We start from the raw sequence: 19,668 nt of genomic DNA on the forward strand, positions 1-19,668 counted from the left end.
CATGACCACTCCGATCGCAATCGTTGGCACCGACACCGACGTTGGAAAGACAGTCGTCACGGCAGGACTCACCAGCGCCCTGCGCGAGCGAGGAATCGACGCGCGAGCGATCAAACCTGCCCAGACCGGGTATCCACCGGACGACGACGCCGGCTTCGTCGCCGAGGCGTGTGACGACCCCACGGCCGCAGTCTGTCCACACTACCTCGAGCCCGCACTCGCGCCGCGAGTTGCCGCAGCCGAAGCCGACGCAGAACTCGGCTACGAATCGATCCTAACGGCCTGTGAAGCCGAAATCGCAGACACACCGTTCCCGATCGTCGAGGGCATCGGCGGCCTTCGGGTGCCACTGGCCGGAGACCGCGAGGTGATCGACCTCGTCGCCGACCTGAACGCGACGGCCGTCGTCGTCACCCGATCCGGACTCGGAACGCTCAATCACAGCGCCCTCTCCGTCGAGGCCCTCGAGCGACGCGGCGTGGACGTCGCCGGCATCGTGTGCAACGAATACGCCGGTGCGACGCTCGCGGAACGAACGAATCCTGCGGAACTCGAGCGAATGACTGGGTGCGAAGTCGAGACGGTCCCACAACTCGACGGAGAGTCACCGACAGCGCTCGCTGGCGGTGTCGAAGACGCACTTTCGTCGGCATTCGTCGATCGAGTACTCGTACACGGCGAGTGAGTGGGCTCGTCGACTCGTCGAAGTGCCCGTGGTATTCGTCGGTACTGCGTGTGGTATACCAATTCTGTCCGTGGTACTTCCTCGAGTCGTGCTGACAATAATCCAGCCTAGCAGCGCTCCCCCTCAAAACGCCAGCTACATGAAATCGCTCAGTCCGGACTGGTCGTCGTCTTCGTCCACTTTCGCTGCACTGTCCTCGACCCCGGATTCACTGCCACTGTCGTCCGAGTCACCCGCCGTGGCGAGCGTCTCCTGTCCGTCGGACTCCTCGCCCGCGTCCGGCTCGTTCGTCGCCATTTCGTCCGATCCGGCAGGTTGATCGTCGGTACTCGAGTCTCCGGTGTCGAAAAATGCCGATCCCGAGTGCTCGACGGTCTGTTTCTCCCGGCGTTCCTCGGCGTCTTCGACGATCGATTCGACTTTGTTCGTGCTCTTGCCGCTGCCGGTGACGAACGACACTTCGGATTCGTCGAGTTCGTACGCGCCAGCCATGCGAACGGTCAACTCTCGATTTTTGCAGTGATGGGTCATCGCCGAGAGGAACGGGAGGATCTCTCGGCGTGCGGTCGCCACGCTCGTGCCTTCGCGTTCAGCGACGCGTTCGGCGATGGCGTCTCGAGTGTTTCGCGTCCCTTTCGTACGCCCGAGTTTCGACCAGTAACTCGGCGGGCCATAACGCGTCCAGCCCCCCTTGTCGCCGCGACGAGAGGCGGCGACGCCAGCGGTCATGTTGTCCGTCGCGTAGCGCCAGAACGAGTAGTTCTGACTCGAGCGGACGCGCCCGAGCCAGCGGTCGGCGTTCGAGAGGTACTGGTAGGCGTCGGCCAACTCGCCACCCTCGTAGTCTTTCGGAACGTTGTCTTCGATCCAGTTGAGCATCTCGTCGGGGTTCTCGTCGACGTCGTAAGACGCGCGGAGGGCACCCTCGGCGTCTGCTTCCTTGATCAGGGTGTCCAGAAAGTCGAAGATTCCTTCGGTCGTATCGCGCTGGCTCGTCACGACGTCGTCGACCGTCAGTCGATCGGTCTCCTCAGCGACCGCCTGCAGGTCGTTGACTGCGGATCGAAGGTCGCCACTCGTCGACTCGGCGATTTTCTCGAGTGCCTGCTCTTCGTACTCGACGTCTTCGCGCCGGCAGATATCCCGCAGCACGGGAACGATCGAGCGCTTCGAAACATCCCGGAACTCGATGGTCTCGCAGGCGTTTCGCAGCGTCTTGCTCATATCGTAGAACTCGTTGGCCACGAGGACGACCGGCTGATTGGCCTCTTTGACGACTCGAGTCACTTCGCGAGAGCCGCCGTAGTCCGCGTTGCCGTGGAAGTTGTCCGCCTCGTCTAAGATGACGAGTCGGCGGCCGGTTCCGCCCGCGCTCAAGGTGCCACTCTTCGAGGCTTCGCCGGCGACGCGTTCGATCACGTCGGCACCGCGACTGTCGCTGGCGTTGAGTTCCATCACCGGCCACCCCATGTCGCTGGCCAGCGCGTGCGCAGCCGAGGTCTTCCCGACTCCCGGACTGCCGTGGACGATGGCCGCGTCCCGGTGGTCGTCCCAGGATCGCGCCCACTCCTCGAGTGCGTCGCGGGCTTTGTTGTTTCCGCGTACCTCCGACAGCGTCGTCGGCCGGTACTTCTCGGTCCAATCGCTCATTGGAACGTGATTGGGGAGAGTCGCGTTTAGGGATTGCGGAGCGTCACTGCTCGTCGACCGTCTTCAGGTCGAGACGGGACGCAACGCCCTCGTACGTGTCGTCACTCGAGACGATGGTATCGCCGTTAGATTCGACGAGGTGAAGCGCGTCGAACGGTGTGAACCCGTGGTCTTCTACGTACGTTGCCGCCGTCACGACCGTTTCCACGTCACCGCGTACCTCGACGAGGTTGGCGGCGTTCGAAACGACGCGTTCGGTATCACGTTCCTCCCGGTAGGCGACCATCAGGAGTTCGATGAGCGTGAACTGAGATGTCCACAACTCGTCACGGTGTTCCCGGTACACCAACTCGGCGGCCTCGCCGAGCCAGTCATCGTCCTTACTCAGTGCGAGTAAAAAGTCGGTTTCCACATACATCTATCGTCCGGCCTTGTCGAGCGTTGCTTCACGTGCTTCTTCACGAAGTTCGTTAGCCGACTTCTCGACATCCGCGAACTCGTCCCTGAGTGCCTCGAGCGGGTCGGCGGCGACCGGAACCAGTTTGACCCCGTCGGGAAGCTGAATGACGTGATATCGGTCCCCGTATCGCTCTCGGACCTCCTTCGGGAGCGTGAGACGACCGCGGTCGTCAAGCGCTACGTCTGACATACTTCGGTGTACGGTGGGCAAAGATAAAAACGTTCCCCGATATATGGAAATACCCATTCTGGGTCCACTTGTCGGAGTTTGTCTCTGCATTCACGAGCGGCCGACGACGCATATTCGACGTTCTCAGTACGTCGAATCTCCATCGTATTTTCTCGACTGCTCGGTCCAATCGCTTATTGGAACGTGATTGGGGAGAGTCGCGTTTAGGGATTGCGGAGCGTTGCTCCGTCGGCAAGTGAAACCAGCCGTGGGCGGACACGATTTCCGCACGATAGGGCGACGAGGCTAACTATCGCACGGCCGAACGACCCGTATGAACGTCGCGATCGTTACCGCCGGCGACGAGATTCTGGCCGGATCGACGACGAACACGAACGCCACCTGGCTCGCCTCGAGGCTCACTGACCGCGGGAACACCGTCGAGCGGATCCTGACGGTTCCCGACGAGCGAGCGCTCATCGCCGAAACCGTTTCGGCGTGGGCGGACGCGTTCGACGCCGTCATCGTCACCGGCGGAATCGGCGGGACGCCCGACGACGTGACCGTCGAGGCAGTCGCCGACGGACTGAATCGGGACCTCGTCGTTCACGAACGGATTAGAGACGAACTCCTCGAGAAATCGACCGCGTTTCGTGAGGAGAATCCAGAACTGGTCGAAGAGTACGACCTACACCTCGATATCGACGCCGCAGCGTCGATTCCCGACGGGGCGACGCCGCTGGTGACCGATGAGGGCTGGGCACCGGGATGCGTCGTCGAGAACGTCTACGTCTTCGCCGGGATTCCCGAGGAGATGCACGCGATGTTCGATCTCGTTGCCGAGGAGTTCCAGGGCGCCGTCGTCACCCGAACGATCTACACACCCGCACCCGAGGGCTCGCTCCACGACGTCCTCGAGGGTGTGATCGATCGCTACGACGTCGGTGTCGGGAGTTATCCTCGCGGGGAGACCCAGCCCGGTCGAATACGCGTTCGGGGAGAAGACGAATCGACGGTTGATGCGGCAGCCTCGTGGGTGCGAGAGCGTATCGAGACGGTCGACGATCCGCCGACGGAGTGAGTAGACGGCCGACTAGAATTCACCGTAAATCAAAACGAGCGCACCACAGCGGTTGGACGTGGATGACGAGTAGACAGTGAGGTGTGAGAGGCGCTCACCGGTAGAGTGACAGGTACAGCATGCCGAAGCCGACGATGAACGGGACCGTTTCGGCGATGAAAAGCACCGACGGCGTCGACGAGAGCTGAGAGTTGATCGTCGTCAGCCCGACCCCCATGCTGAGAAAGGCAAAGCCGATAAACGCCGACTCGAGGCGTTTGGACCCCGTTTGGTTGTACGATTGGAAGCTAATGAGCGTCAGTCCGAGCGACAACGCGAAGACGACCATCTGGAGGATCATCAACACCACGTTGAGGAGTTCGTTCATCGACGCTCACCAACGCACGGACGCCGTCTCGATCGCGTCTTCCGACTGTATGTAGTGCACATCGTTCGACGTTAGTTCGTTCCGAGTTCGTCCCACAGTTTCGTGAACCGATCGGGGAGATTCTCCTCGCGGAAGATTCGAACGTCGTACTCGTCGTCTTCCAAGGAGATGACCGTGCTATTGAAGTTACACGTGTACTCCTTGTAGTGATTGCCGTCGTCGGCGACGAGCGTCCGGTCTTCGATCAGGTCGTTTTCCTCGAGTAACTCCAGGCGGCGGTAGATCGTCGGTTGGGAGAGCTCGAGTCGCGCTGCCAGTTCCTTTGCCGAGCCCGGCTCACGGCTGATCGAGGCGAGGACGGTGCGGGCGTGTTCGTCCCCGATTGTATTGAGGACTTCCTCGATAGAAGACTCGTCATCCATGTGTCTCTAATTAGAACACTCACCGCAAAAGGTTTTCCGAGTATTGATGAAAATCAGAAATACAGATAGAAGCTCGGGTTACAACGTCTCGGGAGCACTCTCTCGGATCCACACGCGGCTCCCTCCCGTCGCGAGCGTCCGCCAGCATTTGTTTAAAAATACTGCCATATCCTGATCAGTACGCGAGGGTATTATCTCGAATTGAGAACGCCTATTTATACCACTTCTCTTGGAACGAAGTCACTGTGGATGATATATCGTGATGTAGTACGATGGGGACAGTATGGCAACGACTAGTGGCGTATCAAACGGGATGAGAGAACCGTGCGAGGAGTGTGAAACGGACACACTGCACGAGGTTTCTATCCAACTCGTTACGGAGAGTAGAAGTGAAGATAACGCACAATATTCCCGAGAGCCATACCGTGTCCGGGAGTGTACGCGCTGTGGCAACCTCGATAGCCAGCGGATGAACAACGCGTAACGATCCCTCAATAGTCTGTCCGTTTCGACCACACCAATTCTTCTCGCCGACGAATTCGACCGTTCGATCAGGCGTGCCGTTACACTGATCCGCCACGTCGGAGTGCCACCCCGTTCGCAGGGCCGCCGAACCGCCAGTAATCGCTACCGAACCGTCTTCAGTAGCTACTTGAGTCGACCGCGTAACAACGACGTATGAGCGGTCGTGGGCCCAAACGAGAACTCGCGGAGAAGATCGCCGGAGAGATCACGCTGAGTGACGATCCGGGCGCCACGCTACGCAAGTGGCGGACCGATTTCAACATCTCCCAGACGGATCTGGCGTCCGAACTCGAGATTTCATCGTCGGTCATCTCCGACTACGAGAGCGGTCGACGTGAGAGTCCCGGAATCGGCGTCGTTCGCCGACTCGTGAACGGACTGCTCGGTATCGACGAACGCCGAGGCGGGGACCGAATCCGCCAGTACGGGCGCGTGCTCTCGGCCGGATTCGACAGCGACGTCGTCCACGACTTACGAGAATACGCCACCTCGATTCCCCTCTCGACGCTCCACGACGACCTCGAGGCGACCGAAATCGTCACGAACAACACGACGCACATTAGCGGCCACACGGTCATCGACAGCATCGAGGCGATCACGCGACTCTCGAGCGAGGAGTTCTTCCGACTCTACGGCCAGAGCACGAATCGCGTTCTAGTGTTCACCAACGTCACTCGCGGCGAGGGCGTCAGTATCGCCCTTCGCGTACTCAATCCGACGCCCAATGCCGTGATCCTCCACGGGCTCGAGGAAGACGAGTTGTGGGACCACGCCCGGGAGCTCGCGCGTATCGACGGCTACGATCTGGCCGTGACGAACGTCGACCTCGAGGAGATGCTCGAGCGACTCGCCGCACTCGAGTGACCGAGGTGGATGCGATGGCCGTGAGAAACCGATTCGATCGGACTGAACGACTGACGATCGTCTTGACGCTCGTTTTCGTCCTCTCGCTGGGACTCGTCCGCCTGAGTGGGAGCGCCGGTGCCTGGGTCGTCTGGGGTGTCGCGATGGTTCTCGTGAGCGGTATCGCGCTCGTTCTCGTCAACCGATCCGAGCGGCCGGCGGAGTAAGAGACGCGTGGGAACTCAGGCGATCTGTTCTTCGTACTCGTCGGCCGAGAGCAGGTCGTCGAGTTCGCTCGTATCGTCCGCATCGATCTCGAGCATCCAGCCGTCGCCGAAGGGGTCGTCGTTGACGAGTTCGGGGGCGTTGAAGAGGTCCTCGTTGACGGCCGTGACTTCGCCACTGACCGGTGCGTAGAGATCAGAGACGGCTTTGATCGACTCGATGACGCCGAACTCGTCGCCCTGTTCGAGGTCGTCGCCCTCGTCGGGAAGTTCCACGAAGACGACGTCACCGAGTTCGTCCTGTGCGAAATCCGAGATGCCGATTCGAACGGTGCCGTCTTCTTCGTGTGCCCATTCGTGCGATTCGAGATACTGTCTGTCGTCTGGAATATCGAAACTCATGTTATACGATGTCGATGAAGGGGATGGTTTCAACTCTTGCCTTTTTGGACTGCCCGCGAACGACGACGTGAAGCGTCGTTCCCGGCTCCGCGTACTCACTCGGAACGTATCCGAGTCCGATCGCTTTCTCGAGTGACGGACTCATCGTTCCACTCGAGACGGCACCGACGACGCGGCCGTCGGTGTTCGTGATATCGTACCCGTGTCGCGGGATACCTCGGTCGATCAACTGAAAGCCGACGAGTTGCTCGTCGACGCCCTCGCGTTGTATTTCGGCCAACGCGTCTCGACCGACGAACTCGGTGTCGAGGTCGACCGTGAAGCCGATCCCCGCCTCGTAGGGTGTTCGCGGGTTCGACTCGAGGTCGAAGTCCTGGCCCGCAAGTAGGAGGCCCGCTTCGATTCGGAGCGTGTCTCGAGCACCGAGGCCACAGGGCTGGCACTCGAACAACTCCCAGATCCGTTCGGCGTCGGACCACGGGACGATGAGCTCGAAGCCGTCTTCGCCGGTGTAGCCCGTCCGGGCGACCCAGCATCGACTGTCGTCTACCGTCGCGTAGCGGGCCTGAAATCGCGAGAGGTCTGACACGGGGTCGTCGCTCACGCGCTCGACGAGGTCGGGTGCGTCGGGTCCCTGCACGGCGAACATCGCGAACTCGTCGGTCTGGTTGTCGACGGTGGCCTCGAGGTCCCACTTGTTGCGGTAGCTGATCCAGCGTTCGTGGGTCGCCTCGTCGGTGCCGGCGTTGGGCACGAAGAGGTAGGATTTCTCGCCCTCGACGTCGGGGTCGTCGCTACCCGCGTCCGGCAGTCGGTAGACGACGGTATCGTCGATGATGGCACCGTTCTCGTTGGTGATCGCAGCGTACTGGGAGTCGCCGACGGCGAGTTGGGTCACGTCGTTCGTCGTGAGTCGTTGCATCAACTCGGTCGCGTCGGGACCGGTGACGGAGAGTTGGCCCATATGCGAGACGTCGAAGATGCCGACATCTTCGCGTACGGCCGCGTGTTCCGTCTGGATCGAGTCGAACTCGACCGGCATATCCCAGCCGCCAAACTCCGTGAACTTCGCGCCCCGATCGGCGTGCACGTCACGTAACGGCGGCGTTTGAAGCGGCATACTCGCTAAATCACCCGGGGAGTAGTAATGTCTTTTCGTCGCGTGGGCTGTGGTGTCGACTCTCAGATGTGTTCTCATCGACGCATCGCCGTTCGCCACTGCAGTCTGACACCGCTGGGTCCGTCGATAGACTCGCACACAGTCACGATCCCGTCCGTCTCCCCACTCGTTCTCACAACTCGTTCACGTAACTTCCAGTGGTTACAACTGATTACCGCATCGTCTCCGGTTGCCGAACACATTTATCTGAAAATAACGGTAGTGGTGAACGTATGAGTGCCCACGAACTCGAGCCGACAGCTGATTGGAGCCAATTGTACATCGATGGTGAGTGGTGTGGCGCCTCGAGCGACGAGACGATTGCGGTCGAAAACCCCTCGAAACGAGAAGCGTTTACGTCGGTTCCGGCCGCGAGCGAGGCCGACGTCGACGCGGCCTACGAGGCAGCCGAGGCCGCCCAACCGGACTGGGCGGAGACGCCTCGAGACGAACGAACCGAGATCGTCCAGAACCTGCTGACGCAACTAAACGATCACTATGACGAGATTACGACGCTCTTAGCGACCGAAGCCGGCACCCCGTCCTACCGTGCGACGGCCGAGTTCGCAACCGCGACTGGAGATCTGAAGATGGCGCTCAATCTAGAAGCACCCGACGAAGAAGTGCGCCAGTCGCCGTCGATTCCGGACAAGGACAACCACGTCGTCTACGAACCGGTCGGCGTCGTCGGCATCATTTCGCCATGGAACTTCCCGCTGCACCTCTCTTTGCGCGCGCTCGCGCCAGCAATCGCCCTCGGAAATACTGTCGTCCTCAAGCCCGCGACGGATACGCCGATTACCGGCGGACTGTTGATCGCGAAACTCTGTGAACTGGCCGGCGTCCCGGACGGCGTCGTCAACGTCGTCACCGGCCGCGGCTCTGCGATCGGCGATCGGTTCGTCGAGCACCCGGCCGCACGCGTGATCTCCTTTACCGGATCGACAGCCGTCGGAAAGGGCGTCGCAGAGCAGGCCGGTCGAAACCTCGCTCTGCCCGCACTCGAGTTGGGCGGTAACGCTCCCTTCATCGTCACCGACGAGGCCGACCTCGAGAAGGCTGCACGCGCCGGCGCGTTCGGCTCGTTCTTCCACCAAGGACAGGTTTGTATCTCTATCAATCGCCATCTCGTCCACGAGTCGCGTTACGACGAGTACGTCGACTCGCTCGTCGAACACGCCCAGTCGCTGAACGTCGGCGATCCCTCCGAGGACGACCGCGCCACCTTCGGCCCGGTCCAGAACGAAACCCAACGTGACGACCTCATCGAGTACGTCGAGGCGACGCTCGAGGCGGGTGCGACGCTCGAAACCGGCGGCGACGCGGAGGGCTTGTTCGTCGAACCGACGGTGCTCTCGGGGTGTACGAACGAGATGGCGGCTGCGTGTAACGAACACTTCGGCCCGATCGCGCCGGTGATTCCCTTTGCCGACGACGAGGAGGCCCTCGAGTTGGCTAACGACACCGAGTACGGCCTCTCCGCTGCGATTCAGTGTGAGGACGAAGAGCGGGCACGCGCCCTCGCCGACGGAATCGACGCGGGGATGGTCCACATCAACGATCAGCCGATCAACGAGGACCACAACGCACCCTTCGGCGGCGTCAAGCAGTCCGGACTCGGGCGCTATCACGGCGAGTGGATCGTCGACGAACTCACCGAACCGAAGTGGATCTCCGTCCAACACGACGAACGCGATTACCTTATCTTCGAGTGAGCGACTGAGCGCGAGCGGGTCACTTTCGTCACATCTATCTCGCGGCCCAAGAAACGCTCGAGCATGTTCGACCGCGTTCGCGCCCGTTTCGGCCGGAGCGAGGAGCCCGCACTCGACCGCGAGCCGTCGGTGGGCCTGTTCGTCGACGGGCCGAACGTCTTTCGCGACGAGTTCGACGTCGATCTGAACGACCTGCGCGACGCCGCGCGCGACCTCGGCCGCGTCGGGATCATCCGGATCTATCTCGACGAACACGCGACGCCGGGGCTCATCCAGGCCGCCGAAGCGCGAGGCTTCGAGGTCATCATCACGAGCGGTGACGTCGACGTGAAACTCGCCGTCGACGCGACCGCGCTGTGTAGTGAGAACACGATCGACCGACTCGCGATCGCTTCCCGAGACACGGATTTCAAGCCCGCCCTCGAGTACGCGGGGTCGGTCGGCGTCGAGACGATCGCGATCGCCCCGGGTGAACACGGTCGCTCGGACGCCCTGCAAAACGCCGCGGACGACGCGATCACGCTCGATAACTGAGGTGGCCGCCGCCTTCGTTGGAAGTCGGAGCGTTTTCCCGCGGCGCGTTCTACTGTCCGCTATGATCGACGAGGAGACGCCCGTACTCGACAATCACCTCCACCTCGATCCGGACAACCACCGCGGCATCGACGCGGTTCGAGACTTCGCCCGAGTCGGCGGGACACACTTGCTCGTCGTCAACAAACCCTCCTGGCACCTCGGCGTCGAGGCCGAGACTGGCGAGGACTTCCGGGAGGTCTTCGAGCGGACGATCGAAATCGTCGACGAAGCCGACGAGGAACTCGAGGGGCGAGCCTGGCCCGTCCTCGGGATTCATCCCGGACTCGTGTCGCGACTCGTCGACGAGCGCGGGTTCACACCAGCGGACGCACGCGATTTGATGCGAGCTGGAATCGACGTGGCCGGCGAGTACGTCGACGCGGGCGACGCACTGGCACTGAAATCAGGCCGCCCGCATTACGAGGTCGACGACGCCGTCTGGGAGGCCTCGAACGCCGTCATGTGTCACGCGTTCGAACGCGGGGCCGACCTCGAGTGTGCCGTGCAACTCCACGCGGAAGCGAGCGAGGAGATGACCGAGGTTGCGGAGTGGGCCGAGGACGCGGGCCTCCCGCGACACAAGGTCGTCAAACACTACGCAGGCGGCCGACTCGAGGGGCCGATTCCGAGTGTGATGTGTGACAAGGAGCGACTCGAGACGGCCGCTGAACGCGGCGAACCGTTCCTCATGGAGACCGACTATATCGACGATCCGGACCGGCCGGGGGCCGTATTGGGGCCGAAAACTGTGCCACGACGGGTGGCGTGGTTACTCGAGAACGGTCACGCCGAAGCGGTCCGGAATGCCCACGTCGAAACTCCGGATCTCGTCTACGGAATTGATACGGAAGGAACCCTCTAACGTCACAGAACGGCCGGTAACGGTTCGTTCGGATTACCGTACGGTAGAGAAAGGCATTTCAAGCGGCCGGTGTAGGTGTCTGTATGAGCAATCCCCCGACCGAGTTCTACTCGGAGGAACGTTGGCAAAACTGGATCGGCCGCATCAAAGACGAAGAGATCGATCCGGAAGACGAATCGTCGGCACGCCTCCTGTTGAATCTGCAGGACGACACGGCGATCGCGATCGCGAAAATCGTCGCCGCCTACGACGACGGGGACCTCGAGGAAGAGGCCGCACTCGAGGAGATCGCCGACGTCCGCGAGATCGTTCTCGGCGAGGTCGACATCGAGGACGAGGAGAAACTGATCCTCGTCGACGGTGTCCAGACGAGTCTCGTCTGTGTGTTCTTCGCCGCGGAGGAGTACATCGCTGGCGGCCCACCGGAAGACGGTAGCGTCGGCGACTACCTCGGCGCCGCGGCGGACGCGGAAGCAGAGGAGGAACTCGACGCCGCACTCGGCTACGCCGCACAGGCCGGCACCCTCATCATCGACGGCGAGGAACTCGATATGGGCGTCGCAGAGGACCTCGAGTACGGCCTCGTCACCGAGTGGGTCAACGGACTCGACAGCCTCCAGAGCGCGATGAGCGATCCAGAAGTCGTCGAAGAAGAAGACGAGTAATCCCGACTAGTCCTCCTGCGAGACGCCGCCGTCGTTCGTGGCGTTTTCGTCGCTGGTACCGTTTCGATGCCGTCTGTTCCAGCGATTCGACCATCCCTATCACTCGATTAGCCTCGTCATCGTCCCCGCTGACTCAAGCTAACGTGTCCGATAGTCACGAATTTGTGACTGTGGCAATATATTCCTCGTCTTGTCGTGAGCATGTTAGCGTCGCAGTCACCACCGCGTCGCCACGGTTGGACTCGAGTGAAATCGTTGCGACGAACGATATTCCTCCACTGACAGTCACCGAACGTCACATATACGAGGGGTAGTGCCGGTAGCCGCGATCCGTCCTCGGTCACGGACTGCGGCGTCTCGTGGTGGTTTCAACCGAGCGCGTGTCGCCCCGAGTCGTCGCAGTTTCCGTCAGACGTTTCCGCTCCCCCAAAGCGTTTAAATGAGGTAATTATATCTCATTACACAGCATGACGGAGAACTTCCCCGACTACGTCGACGTGGACTACGACGACGGCGATGGCGAAGATCCGGAGGATTACCCGCACATCCAGGATCGAATCGAGAAAGCGATCGAGGTCACCCGGACCGGCCTCGAGGAGTACGAGAACCCGGCGGTCATGTGGACCGGCGGAAAAGACTCGACGCTCACGCTGTACTTCATCAAGGAGGTCGCCGAGCGCTTCGACCTCGAGGTACCGCCGGCGGTGTTCATCGACCACTACCAGCACTTCGACGAGATTCACGACTTCGTCGACCACTGGGCGACGAAGTGGGATCTCGAGGTCATCTACGCTCGAAACGAGAACGTCGGCGAGTACGTCGACGAACACGGCCTCGAGCCTGGCGACGAAATCGACATTTCGGAGCTCTCCGAGCACAACCAACACCACGTTCGAGAGATCCTCGAGTACGAAGAAGAGACGTTCCCGTTCTTGCTCGACACCTACGTCGGGAACCACCTGTTGAAGACGGTCGCCCTCAACGACGCCCTCGAGGAGTACGAGTTCGACGGCGTCATCAGCGGCGTTCGCTGGGACGAACAGGAAGCCCGTGCGGACGAGACGTTCTTCTCGCCGCGTCACGATCCGGACATCTACCCGCCACACGACCGCATTCAGCCCATTCTGCAGTTCGACGAGGCTGCGGTCTGGGAGGCCTTCTGGAACTTCGTCGTTCCGGACACGGTCGAGAACTTCCCCGAGGACGGCTACGTCCCCGAAAGCGACGAGGACCTTCCGGAGGGCGTCGATCAGGCCGACATCCCGATCTCGCCGAAGTACTTCGCCGGTTTCCGCTCGCTCGGCAGCGAGGTTTCGACCGAGAAATCGGAAGAAGAGCCCGCCTGGTTACAGGACCTCGAGGGAACGACCGAGCGCGCCGGGCGCGCCCAGGACAAAGAGGACCTGATGGAGCGCCTGCGCGACCTCGGCTACATGTGAGTGGACTCGAGTGATCGCGACCGAGTGAACCGGAACGAGGTGTCGGATTTCTCCGTCCACCTCACGTCGTGTACAGTCGGTGCTGGCGAGTAGTGCCGTTCGAACCGCGCTGACAGCGTTGACCGCATTCTCCGCGCTCAGTTCGTCGCGCGATACTCGCCGAATTTCACGCCGATCCCCAGCATGATCGCGCCGAATGCGATCATCGACGGGGCGACCATCATCAACACGTCGTCGGTTTGCATCATGTCGGTCGCGATCATTCCGCCGACGCCGAGTGCGATGATGGCGACGAACGCGATTCCTGTCGTGAGTTCGTTGAACTCCATACGAGACTGTTGGAAATCGGTCGCCAAAGGATGTCGGAAATCGGTCGTCCGTTTGCGACCGTTCACAAATCGAGTACGTTCTTACCGGGACGGGCGAACCAGATTCGCCAGTGCGATGACGATACCGAGGAACCAGCCAAGCGGGAACGAGATGCCGACCCACATCGCGGCGTAGGCGGCCCCCTCGAGTTGGTAGTTCGCGCGCAGGTACTCGTTCAGGTCGCCAATGTAGAGGACGTTATCGAGCGCCCAGACCGCGAAGTCGTAGCTGGGTTCGAGGACGACGCCCTCGAGCGACGGCGTAACGAGTGCGGCGACGACGGGTGGCAAGAACAGCGCGGTCATCGCGAACGGGTAGGCAAGCAACACCGAGGTAAGTCGCCCGCCGAACTTCGAGGTAATCGCGGCGAGCGCCGTCGAAACGGTTGCGACGCTGCTCGCGGCCGCGATGGCGATGACGGCTTCGGTCGGGAGCCGAAGGTGGGCGATGACCGTCAAGGTACCCCAGACGACGACGGCCATGGCCGTGACGCCGACGATGCCAAGACGGGTCCGGGTCGAGTCGAGTTTCGCCGCGTAAAAGCGGGTTGCGAGTCCAATGACGGTGAGGGGATACAAGAGGAGCAAGCCGAGGAATCCGAGCGAACTCCAGGTGTGGTAACCGATTCGCTGCGGGAGGGTGTCGGGCTTCCACTTCCCCATGACGGAGTGACCGCGGCCACGCTGGCGTGGAAAGACGAGTTCCATCCACGCACCGTGTAACCGCTGAACGTCGGTCCTGATTGCACCGACGACCCCACCACCGCCACGTTGTCGTGAGCGGGCGGACATACGCGAGCCAAAAAGCCGTGATACCGTAAACTTTCCTGCTTTTCACGAACTCGAGTATGTTGCTCGTACTGATATGTGGGGGCGGGATGGAGAGCGGGGAGGAACAGAACGCGAATCGGTCAGTTCCAGGGTCCAAAGTCCGGATCGACCTGACGAGCGGTCTCCTCGATCGAATCGATTCGATCGATATCCTCTCGATCTAACTCGAGTGACAACGACGCCCAATTGTCACGGATGTGGTCTTCACTCGTCGCTTTCGGAATCGGTGTCACACCCTTCTCGCGCAACCAGGCGAGGCTGACCTGTGCTTCGCTGACGCCGTGTTTTTCGGCGACTGCCTGTAGTTCTGGCTGGGAGAACACCTCACCGCGGGCGATGGGCGAGTACGCGACGACGTCGATATCGTAGTCCGCACAGGTATCGCGAAGCGTCGGCTGTGGAAGCAACGGATGCAATTCGACCTGATTCGCCAGAATCGGTGCGTCACAGACGTCGACGGCGACCTCGAGTTGCTCGGGCAAAAAGTTACTGACGCCGACGTTCTCGATCAGTCCCTCGTCGTACAGTTCCGAGAACGCGGCGAGAGTCTCTTCTGGGTCGTACGTCCGCGCCGGCCAGTGGACGTACAGCATGTCGAGTGCGTCGACGCCGAGTCGGTCGATACTCGCTCGAGCGGTCTCGAGGACGTCGTCGTAGGCGAGATTCGAGATCCACACTTTGGTGGCGAGGAAGATGTCGTCACGGTCGACGTCGGCCGCGTCGATGCCGTCGCCGACTGACTCCTCGTTGTCGTAGGCCTGTGCGGTATCGATGTGGCGATACCCGGTCTCGAGTGCAGTTGTGACGCTTTCGACGCACTGCGTCGGGTCGTCGTGTTGCCAGGTGCCAAAGCCGAGCATCGGCATACCGCCACTCGTAGTCGGACACTGTTCAGGTGAGACTGCGTCGGCGTCGTTCGTTCCCATGAGCGAAGACTGGTCCGTCGGGCGAAAATGGGTTGGGGTTGCGGCGAGGGTGGTGTCCGGCGGAAAACGCCGATGTCGGTATTCGGTCCGATTCGGGTGACCCTACTCGTAGAGATGGTCCCACGGCCGTTCGCGTTCGAGTGCTCGACTCGCGGCCAGAACGGTCTCGTCTTCGAACCGCCCACCAGCAAGCTGGAGGCCGACGGGGTGTGAATCAGCGGTCAGGCCGGCGGGTGCGGCGGCAACGGGGTGGCCGGTCCAGTTGAACGGCCACGTGAGCGGCCACTCCCACGCACTCGAGGCGAGGTCCTCTCGCAGGCCGACGTCGGCGCGCGAGAGCGTCGGCGTGAGGAGCACGTCGTACTCCGCGAGCACGTCCTGAACCGCGTCGTAGAACGCCGTTCGGACGATTCCGGAGCGAGCGAGTTCCGTGGGGCCGTACTTCTCGCCGATGTGGACCATCGCGAGGAAGCTGTCCGAAACCTCGTCGGGGTGCTCTCGCACGTCGATGCCGTGGGCTTCCTCGAGCACCGTCGCGGTCTCGAGAATCGAGGTCATATACGTCGCCATCGTGGCTTCCTGAAGTTCCTCGAGCGTAGAGCCGTGATCGACCGTAATTTCCTCGACGGTTGCTCCGGCAGCTTCGAACGCCCCGAGGGCGTCCTCGACGGTCGAGCGGACCGCCTCAGTCACCGGAAAGACGTCGAGATCCGGACTGTAGGCGATCCGGCAATCGTCGATCGAGTCCTCGAGCGCCCCCAGCGGGTCGATATCGACGGGGACGCTCGAGGGGTCCGCGGGGTGAGATCCAGCCATCGCCTCGAGCATGAGCGCGGCGTCCTCGACCGTCCGGGCCATCGGGCCCTTCGTGACGTGTTGGGTTTTCCGGCCGAACGCGGTCGGTCGCCCGTCGTCCGGGACGAGTCCGAACGTCGGCTTGATCGCGTAGACGCCACAGGCTGCGGCGGGAATTCGAAGCGACCCGCCAGCGTCGCTCCCGGTCGCGAGCGAGGTCATGCCAGCGGCGAGCGCCGCCGCCGAGCCGCCAGAGGAGCCGCCGGCGTTGAGGTCCGTGTCGATCGGCGACGCCGTCGGGCCGATCAGCCCGTTGTCGGTCGTCCCCTTGTGCCCGAACTCGGGCGTGTTCGTCGTGCCGATGACGATCGCCCCTGCGTCCTCGAGTCGCTCGACGATCGCCGACGTTTCGCTCGCGACGTTTTCGGAAAAGAGCGGCGAGCCGGACGTGTGGCGAACGCCTTCCTTGAGCGCGCCGAGATCCTTCAACGCGAGCGGGACGCCGTGGAGCGGACCGACATCGTCACCTCGCTCGAGCGCCCGGTCGGCTTCGGCGGCAGCCTCGCGAGCGTCGTCTGCACAGACGGTCACGAAGGCGTTGAGCTCGTCGTCTACGTGCTCGATCTGCTCGAGGTGGGCCTCGACGGCGTCGCTCGCGGTGACGTCGCCCGTTCTGATTCGGTTCGCGAGTTCGCTCGCGGAGAGCTGTGTGAGTGCTGTCTCGAGTGACATACCACGAGGATTGCACAGAATATGTGTTATAAGTTAGCAAGTGCGTCGGGGGCTGCCTCCTCTCGACGGTCGCACAGGCCACCGATTCGTTCGAACGGCGCTCACTCGTCGCCCGGCGTCTCTGACGTCCGAGTCCGCCCGTCGAGCCACGGGAGCCCCTCGAGTTCGTTGCCGACGTAGGAGCCGTCGAACTCCTCGTCCTCGAGGACGCGATAGGCGTCGTGCTGGACGACGCTCTTCATCACTTCGGAGGCGCCGCCGAGGAATCGGCCGGCACGGACGTCTCGCTGGATGCGCTCGATCGGATACGACGTGGTCGTTCCGATCCCACCGACGAGTTGGATGCAGGTGTCCGCAATCTCGTGGGCGAGGTCGTTCCCGTACCACTTCGCCATGGCGCCTTCCATCCGACCGGCGGAGATTCCACGGTCGTCCAGTATTCGGGCCGCTCGAGTGTTGAGCAGGTACGCCGCGTCGAGTTTCGTCGCCATCTCCGCGACCGAGTGGTTGACGGCCTGATAGCGCGACGTGGGGCGCTCGTTGACGACCCGATTCTCCGTGTAGTTCGCGGCGATTTCGAGCGCCCGTTGACTCGCACCCAGACAGTACCGAGCGACGGTCAGGTGCTCGAGGTTCAACTCGTCGGTGATGTACGACCAGGCGGCTCCCTCTTCGCCGACGAGGTTTGCCTCGGGGACGCGGACGTCGTCGAATTCCATCCACGCCGCTGCCGTTCCTCTGAAGCCGTGCCAGTCCGACTGCGACTCGAGGAATTCGATCCCGTCGGCATCGCCGTCGACGACGAGCAGCGAGACGCCGTCGCGGTCCCCATCGTCACCGCTCGTTCGACAGGGCAGGAAGTAAAAGTCGCCGTAGCGAGCGAAGTCGATGAACCGCTTCTGTCCGTTTACCACCCACTCGTCGCCGTCTTTGTCGGCGGTTGTTTCGAGATGGGCGAGGTCCGTCCCGCTCGAGGGTTCCGTGTACGCCTGCGAGACGATCAACTCGCCCTCGAGCATCGGTGCGAGGTACGTCTCCGTGAGGTGGTCGTTGCCGTGTTCGTACAGCGTCCGGCCCACGTGCTGGGTGAGCGATGTCTGGCAGGCGTGGACGATCGTTCCGCAGTAGCCGATCGCCTGCTCGGCGAGTACGGTCTCCACGACGGTGCCGCCCGCTCCGTTGTACTCCTCGGGAACGGTGATTCCAGCGAAGTCGTGAGACCCCATCCGACGGACGTACTCCTCCCAGTCCGCCCGCGATTCTTCGTTCCGATCGAGTTCCTGGAAGTGTTCCTCGTCGAGTCGGTCGACGAAGACCTCTTGCTCGAGGGTCTCGATACACTCAGAGAGGTACTCCCGTTCTGCCGACGTCAGACTGGTGTCTTTGCCAATCATGTGTGTGATTCTCTTTGACAATGCCAACTGGTATAAAATTACGATCCAGTCGGTCCCACCACCACCCGTTTCGTTGCTCTTGATTCGCTATTGTCTCTCTCGGACGGGAACATCGATAGCAGCGGTGAGTCGCTGCAGGAACCCTTGCTTATCACTTCCCACGGTGTCGTACTCCGTCGTGAGCGTCCCATCTCCGTCGAAGGCGAGCAGTGTCAATTCGGCGCTTTCCGCACGCGCTGTGACATCCTCCTCGACAGTTCCCGAGGTTGTAATGACGATCGGATGTGCCTCGAGCGAGTTCGCGATTTCACAGAACTCGTCAACACGGTCGGTGTCTGGCGTCTCGTAAATGCCCACGACCCGCTGATCGCCCATCATACTGTCCTCGGCAAAGACGTGGACAGACTGGGACGTTGCTTCAGTGGTGACTGTCATGTCAATCTCTATCTCAAAGCGGCGTTCCTCTAATGCCTCTGCAATCGTCTGTCGGGCGTCCTTTTGTCGAGATAGCCACTGTTTGCCAGTGGGGCTGAGACTGTATCGATATAACACTCGCTCAATTGCCGCTAACGTCTGGATTATGGAAAAACACTCCCGACACCAGAGGCGCTCGTCCGGAACGTCGGCTATCTCCGTACACTCGTTGCAAACGTATCGCGTCGTTTCATCGACGTCCTCGGATTGAAGTTCCATCTCACAGTCTGGGCAGTGGTACTTGTCTCCTGCGTCGAACTCCAGTTCGGGACCGGCGTATCCGCAGGCGTGTTCGAGGACGAGTGTCTCGGTAGCGTTCGGGGCCTCGCATGCTGGACAGACAGTGGTATACTGCAGGCCTTCGGTGGTACACTCCGGGCAAATATACACCTTTGAGACAAACTCGCCCGCTAACACGTCACGAGAGGCGAAGTGCTCGAGGACGTCAGCCGGTTTGCCGTCGGCATCGTCGAGGAGTTGGGTCACATCCGGATAGCTCACAGCGCCAGTATCGGTAATTTCCGGCTCGAACGACTCTTTTTCTGTCAGTTTGTTTACTAGCCGAAGTTCCCCTGGTGAAACCATGGATCTCTGTTGTATAATTCCACTCGACGTATAATTTTCGCTCACGCGCGTTGGGAGAGCATTGTTGAGGAATACGCAACAGTCGTTGAAAGTCGTAGCGGGCACGGGTGGCACGAACACGCCTCGTATCAAACGACGATTTCAACCGAGATTTCGCCTCAGGGTGTCGTGTTCCAAACTCGTGTCGGCAGGTTCACTGGCTTCGCTGGCGTAGGTGTCTATCGCCCGCGCTGTCGTGACGAATCTGAACAGACGTTCGGTGAGAACTACAACGATACCGAACGACGTGGAGGCGGTACATCGTAATATGTTGCGGGGGA

Annotated in this window: 23 protein-coding genes; 10 read left to right on the plus strand and 13 right to left on the minus strand. The window is 61.4% G+C overall.

Annotation, left to right across the window (positions count from 1 at the left end; genetic code table 11):
- Position 1 precedes the first annotated feature (1 nt).
- Positions 2-685 (plus strand): dethiobiotin synthase, encoded by a 684-nt coding sequence (gene bioD / locus BLW62_RS07720; protein WP_090506543.1) that lies wholly within the window; start codon positions 2-4, stop codon positions 683-685.
- 135 nt (positions 686-820) lie between these two features.
- Here bioD and BLW62_RS07725 read toward each other — a convergent pair whose 3' ends face one another.
- The 3 genes from BLW62_RS07725 to BLW62_RS07735 are packed head-to-tail and all read right to left on the minus strand — an operon-like array spanning position 821 to position 2,984.
- Positions 821-2,335, minus strand: a complete 1,515-nt coding sequence (locus BLW62_RS07725; protein WP_090506544.1) for a replication factor C large subunit — start codon at positions 2,333-2,335, stop codon at positions 821-823.
- A 43-nt stretch (positions 2,336-2,378) separates the two neighbouring features.
- Positions 2,379-2,753 carry a type II toxin-antitoxin system VapC family toxin gene (locus BLW62_RS07730; protein ID WP_090506545.1) on the minus strand — a complete coding sequence of 125 codons (375 nt, stop codon included), beginning with the start codon at positions 2,751-2,753 and terminating at the stop codon, positions 2,379-2,381.
- A complete protein-coding gene (locus BLW62_RS07735; protein ID WP_090506546.1) occupies positions 2,754-2,984 on the minus strand; it encodes an AbrB/MazE/SpoVT family DNA-binding domain-containing protein in 231 nt (76 codons plus the stop codon).
- A gap of 313 nt (positions 2,985-3,297) precedes the next feature.
- Between BLW62_RS07735 and BLW62_RS07740 the strand changes: the two genes are divergently transcribed.
- A complete protein-coding gene (locus BLW62_RS07740; RefSeq protein ID WP_090506547.1) occupies positions 3,298-4,044 on the plus strand; it encodes a competence/damage-inducible protein A in 747 nt (248 codons plus the stop codon).
- Between the two features lie 94 nt (positions 4,045-4,138).
- Here BLW62_RS07740 and BLW62_RS07745 read toward each other — a convergent pair whose 3' ends face one another.
- Positions 4,139-4,411 (minus strand): DUF7521 family protein, encoded by a 273-nt coding sequence (locus BLW62_RS07745; protein ID WP_090506548.1) that lies wholly within the window; start codon positions 4,409-4,411, stop codon positions 4,139-4,141.
- A 71-nt stretch (positions 4,412-4,482) separates the two neighbouring features.
- Positions 4,483-4,833, minus strand: coding sequence for an ArsR/SmtB family transcription factor (locus tag BLW62_RS07750; RefSeq protein WP_076581893.1), 351 nt, complete (start codon positions 4,831-4,833; stop codon positions 4,483-4,485).
- A gap of 283 nt (positions 4,834-5,116) precedes the next feature.
- Between BLW62_RS07750 and BLW62_RS18955 the strand changes: the two genes are divergently transcribed.
- The 3 genes from BLW62_RS18955 (at position 5,117) to BLW62_RS07765 (ending at position 6,428) form a co-directional block, all read left to right on the plus strand.
- Entirely contained in the window at positions 5,117-5,317 is a 201-nt protein-coding gene (locus BLW62_RS18955) for a DUF7835 family putative zinc beta-ribbon protein (protein WP_076581895.1), read from the plus strand.
- 194 nt (positions 5,318-5,511) lie between these two features.
- Positions 5,512-6,222: a helix-turn-helix domain-containing protein gene (locus BLW62_RS07760; RefSeq protein WP_090506549.1), complete on the plus strand. Its 711-nt coding sequence runs from the start codon at positions 5,512-5,514 to the stop codon at positions 6,220-6,222.
- A 14-nt stretch (positions 6,223-6,236) separates the two neighbouring features.
- Positions 6,237-6,428, plus strand: coding sequence for a hypothetical protein (locus BLW62_RS07765; RefSeq protein WP_090506550.1), 192 nt, complete (start codon positions 6,237-6,239; stop codon positions 6,426-6,428).
- 15 nt (positions 6,429-6,443) lie between these two features.
- Here the strand turns inward: BLW62_RS07765 and gcvH are convergent, their stop codons facing one another.
- The gene (gcvH, locus tag BLW62_RS07770) at positions 6,444-6,827 is read right to left on the minus strand and encodes a glycine cleavage system protein GcvH (protein WP_090506551.1); all 384 of its coding nucleotides are present in this window, start codon (positions 6,825-6,827) and stop codon (positions 6,444-6,446) included.
- A 1-nt stretch (position 6,828) separates the two neighbouring features.
- A complete protein-coding gene (gcvT, locus tag BLW62_RS07775; protein ID WP_090506552.1) occupies positions 6,829-7,947 on the minus strand; it encodes a glycine cleavage system aminomethyltransferase GcvT in 1,119 nt (372 codons plus the stop codon).
- Between the two features lie 272 nt (positions 7,948-8,219).
- Here gcvT and BLW62_RS07780 point away from each other — a divergent pair, with 272 nt between their 5' ends.
- From BLW62_RS07780 to BLW62_RS07800, 5 genes are all read left to right on the plus strand, one after another.
- The gene (locus tag BLW62_RS07780) at positions 8,220-9,701 is read left to right on the plus strand and encodes an aldehyde dehydrogenase family protein (RefSeq protein ID WP_090506553.1); all 1,482 of its coding nucleotides are present in this window, start codon (positions 8,220-8,222) and stop codon (positions 9,699-9,701) included.
- 63 nt (positions 9,702-9,764) lie between these two features.
- A complete protein-coding gene (locus BLW62_RS07785) occupies positions 9,765-10,235 on the plus strand; it encodes an NYN domain-containing protein (protein WP_090506554.1) in 471 nt (156 codons plus the stop codon).
- 61 nt (positions 10,236-10,296) lie between these two features.
- A complete protein-coding gene (locus BLW62_RS07790) occupies positions 10,297-11,139 on the plus strand; it encodes a TatD family hydrolase (protein ID WP_090506555.1) in 843 nt (280 codons plus the stop codon).
- Between the two features lie 83 nt (positions 11,140-11,222).
- Entirely contained in the window at positions 11,223-11,804 is a 582-nt protein-coding gene (locus BLW62_RS07795; protein WP_090506556.1) for a DUF2150 family protein, read from the plus strand.
- Positions 11,805-12,271: 467 nt separating this feature from the next.
- A complete protein-coding gene (locus BLW62_RS07800) occupies positions 12,272-13,243 on the plus strand; it encodes a phosphoadenosine phosphosulfate reductase family protein (RefSeq protein WP_090506557.1) in 972 nt (323 codons plus the stop codon).
- Between the two features lie 137 nt (positions 13,244-13,380).
- Here the strand turns inward: BLW62_RS07800 and BLW62_RS07805 are convergent, their stop codons facing one another.
- The 6 genes from BLW62_RS07805 to BLW62_RS07830 form a co-directional block, all read right to left on the minus strand.
- A complete protein-coding gene (locus tag BLW62_RS07805) occupies positions 13,381-13,572 on the minus strand; it encodes a DUF7333 family protein (protein ID WP_076581909.1) in 192 nt (63 codons plus the stop codon).
- A gap of 81 nt (positions 13,573-13,653) precedes the next feature.
- Positions 13,654-14,403 (minus strand): hypothetical protein, encoded by a 750-nt coding sequence (locus BLW62_RS07810; protein WP_090506558.1) that lies wholly within the window; start codon positions 14,401-14,403, stop codon positions 13,654-13,656.
- A gap of 119 nt (positions 14,404-14,522) precedes the next feature.
- Positions 14,523-15,368: an aldo/keto reductase gene (locus BLW62_RS07815; protein WP_090506559.1), complete on the minus strand. Its 846-nt coding sequence runs from the start codon at positions 15,366-15,368 to the stop codon at positions 14,523-14,525.
- A gap of 102 nt (positions 15,369-15,470) precedes the next feature.
- Positions 15,471-16,895 carry an amidase gene (locus BLW62_RS07820; RefSeq protein WP_090506560.1) on the minus strand — a complete coding sequence of 475 codons (1,425 nt, stop codon included), beginning with the start codon at positions 16,893-16,895 and terminating at the stop codon, positions 15,471-15,473.
- Between the two features lie 101 nt (positions 16,896-16,996).
- Positions 16,997-18,289 (minus strand): acyl-CoA dehydrogenase family protein, encoded by a 1,293-nt coding sequence (locus BLW62_RS07825; protein WP_090506561.1) that lies wholly within the window; start codon positions 18,287-18,289, stop codon positions 16,997-16,999.
- An 87-nt stretch (positions 18,290-18,376) separates the two neighbouring features.
- A complete protein-coding gene (locus BLW62_RS07830; protein ID WP_342706826.1) occupies positions 18,377-19,462 on the minus strand; it encodes a TackOD1 domain-containing metal-binding protein in 1,086 nt (361 codons plus the stop codon).
- Between the last annotated feature and the right edge of the window lie 206 nt (positions 19,463-19,668).

Origin of the sequence: Natronorubrum sediminis, from assembly GCF_900108095.1 — an archaeon.
GTDB classification, from domain to species: domain Archaea; phylum Halobacteriota; class Halobacteria; order Halobacteriales; family Natrialbaceae; genus Natronorubrum; species Natronorubrum sediminis.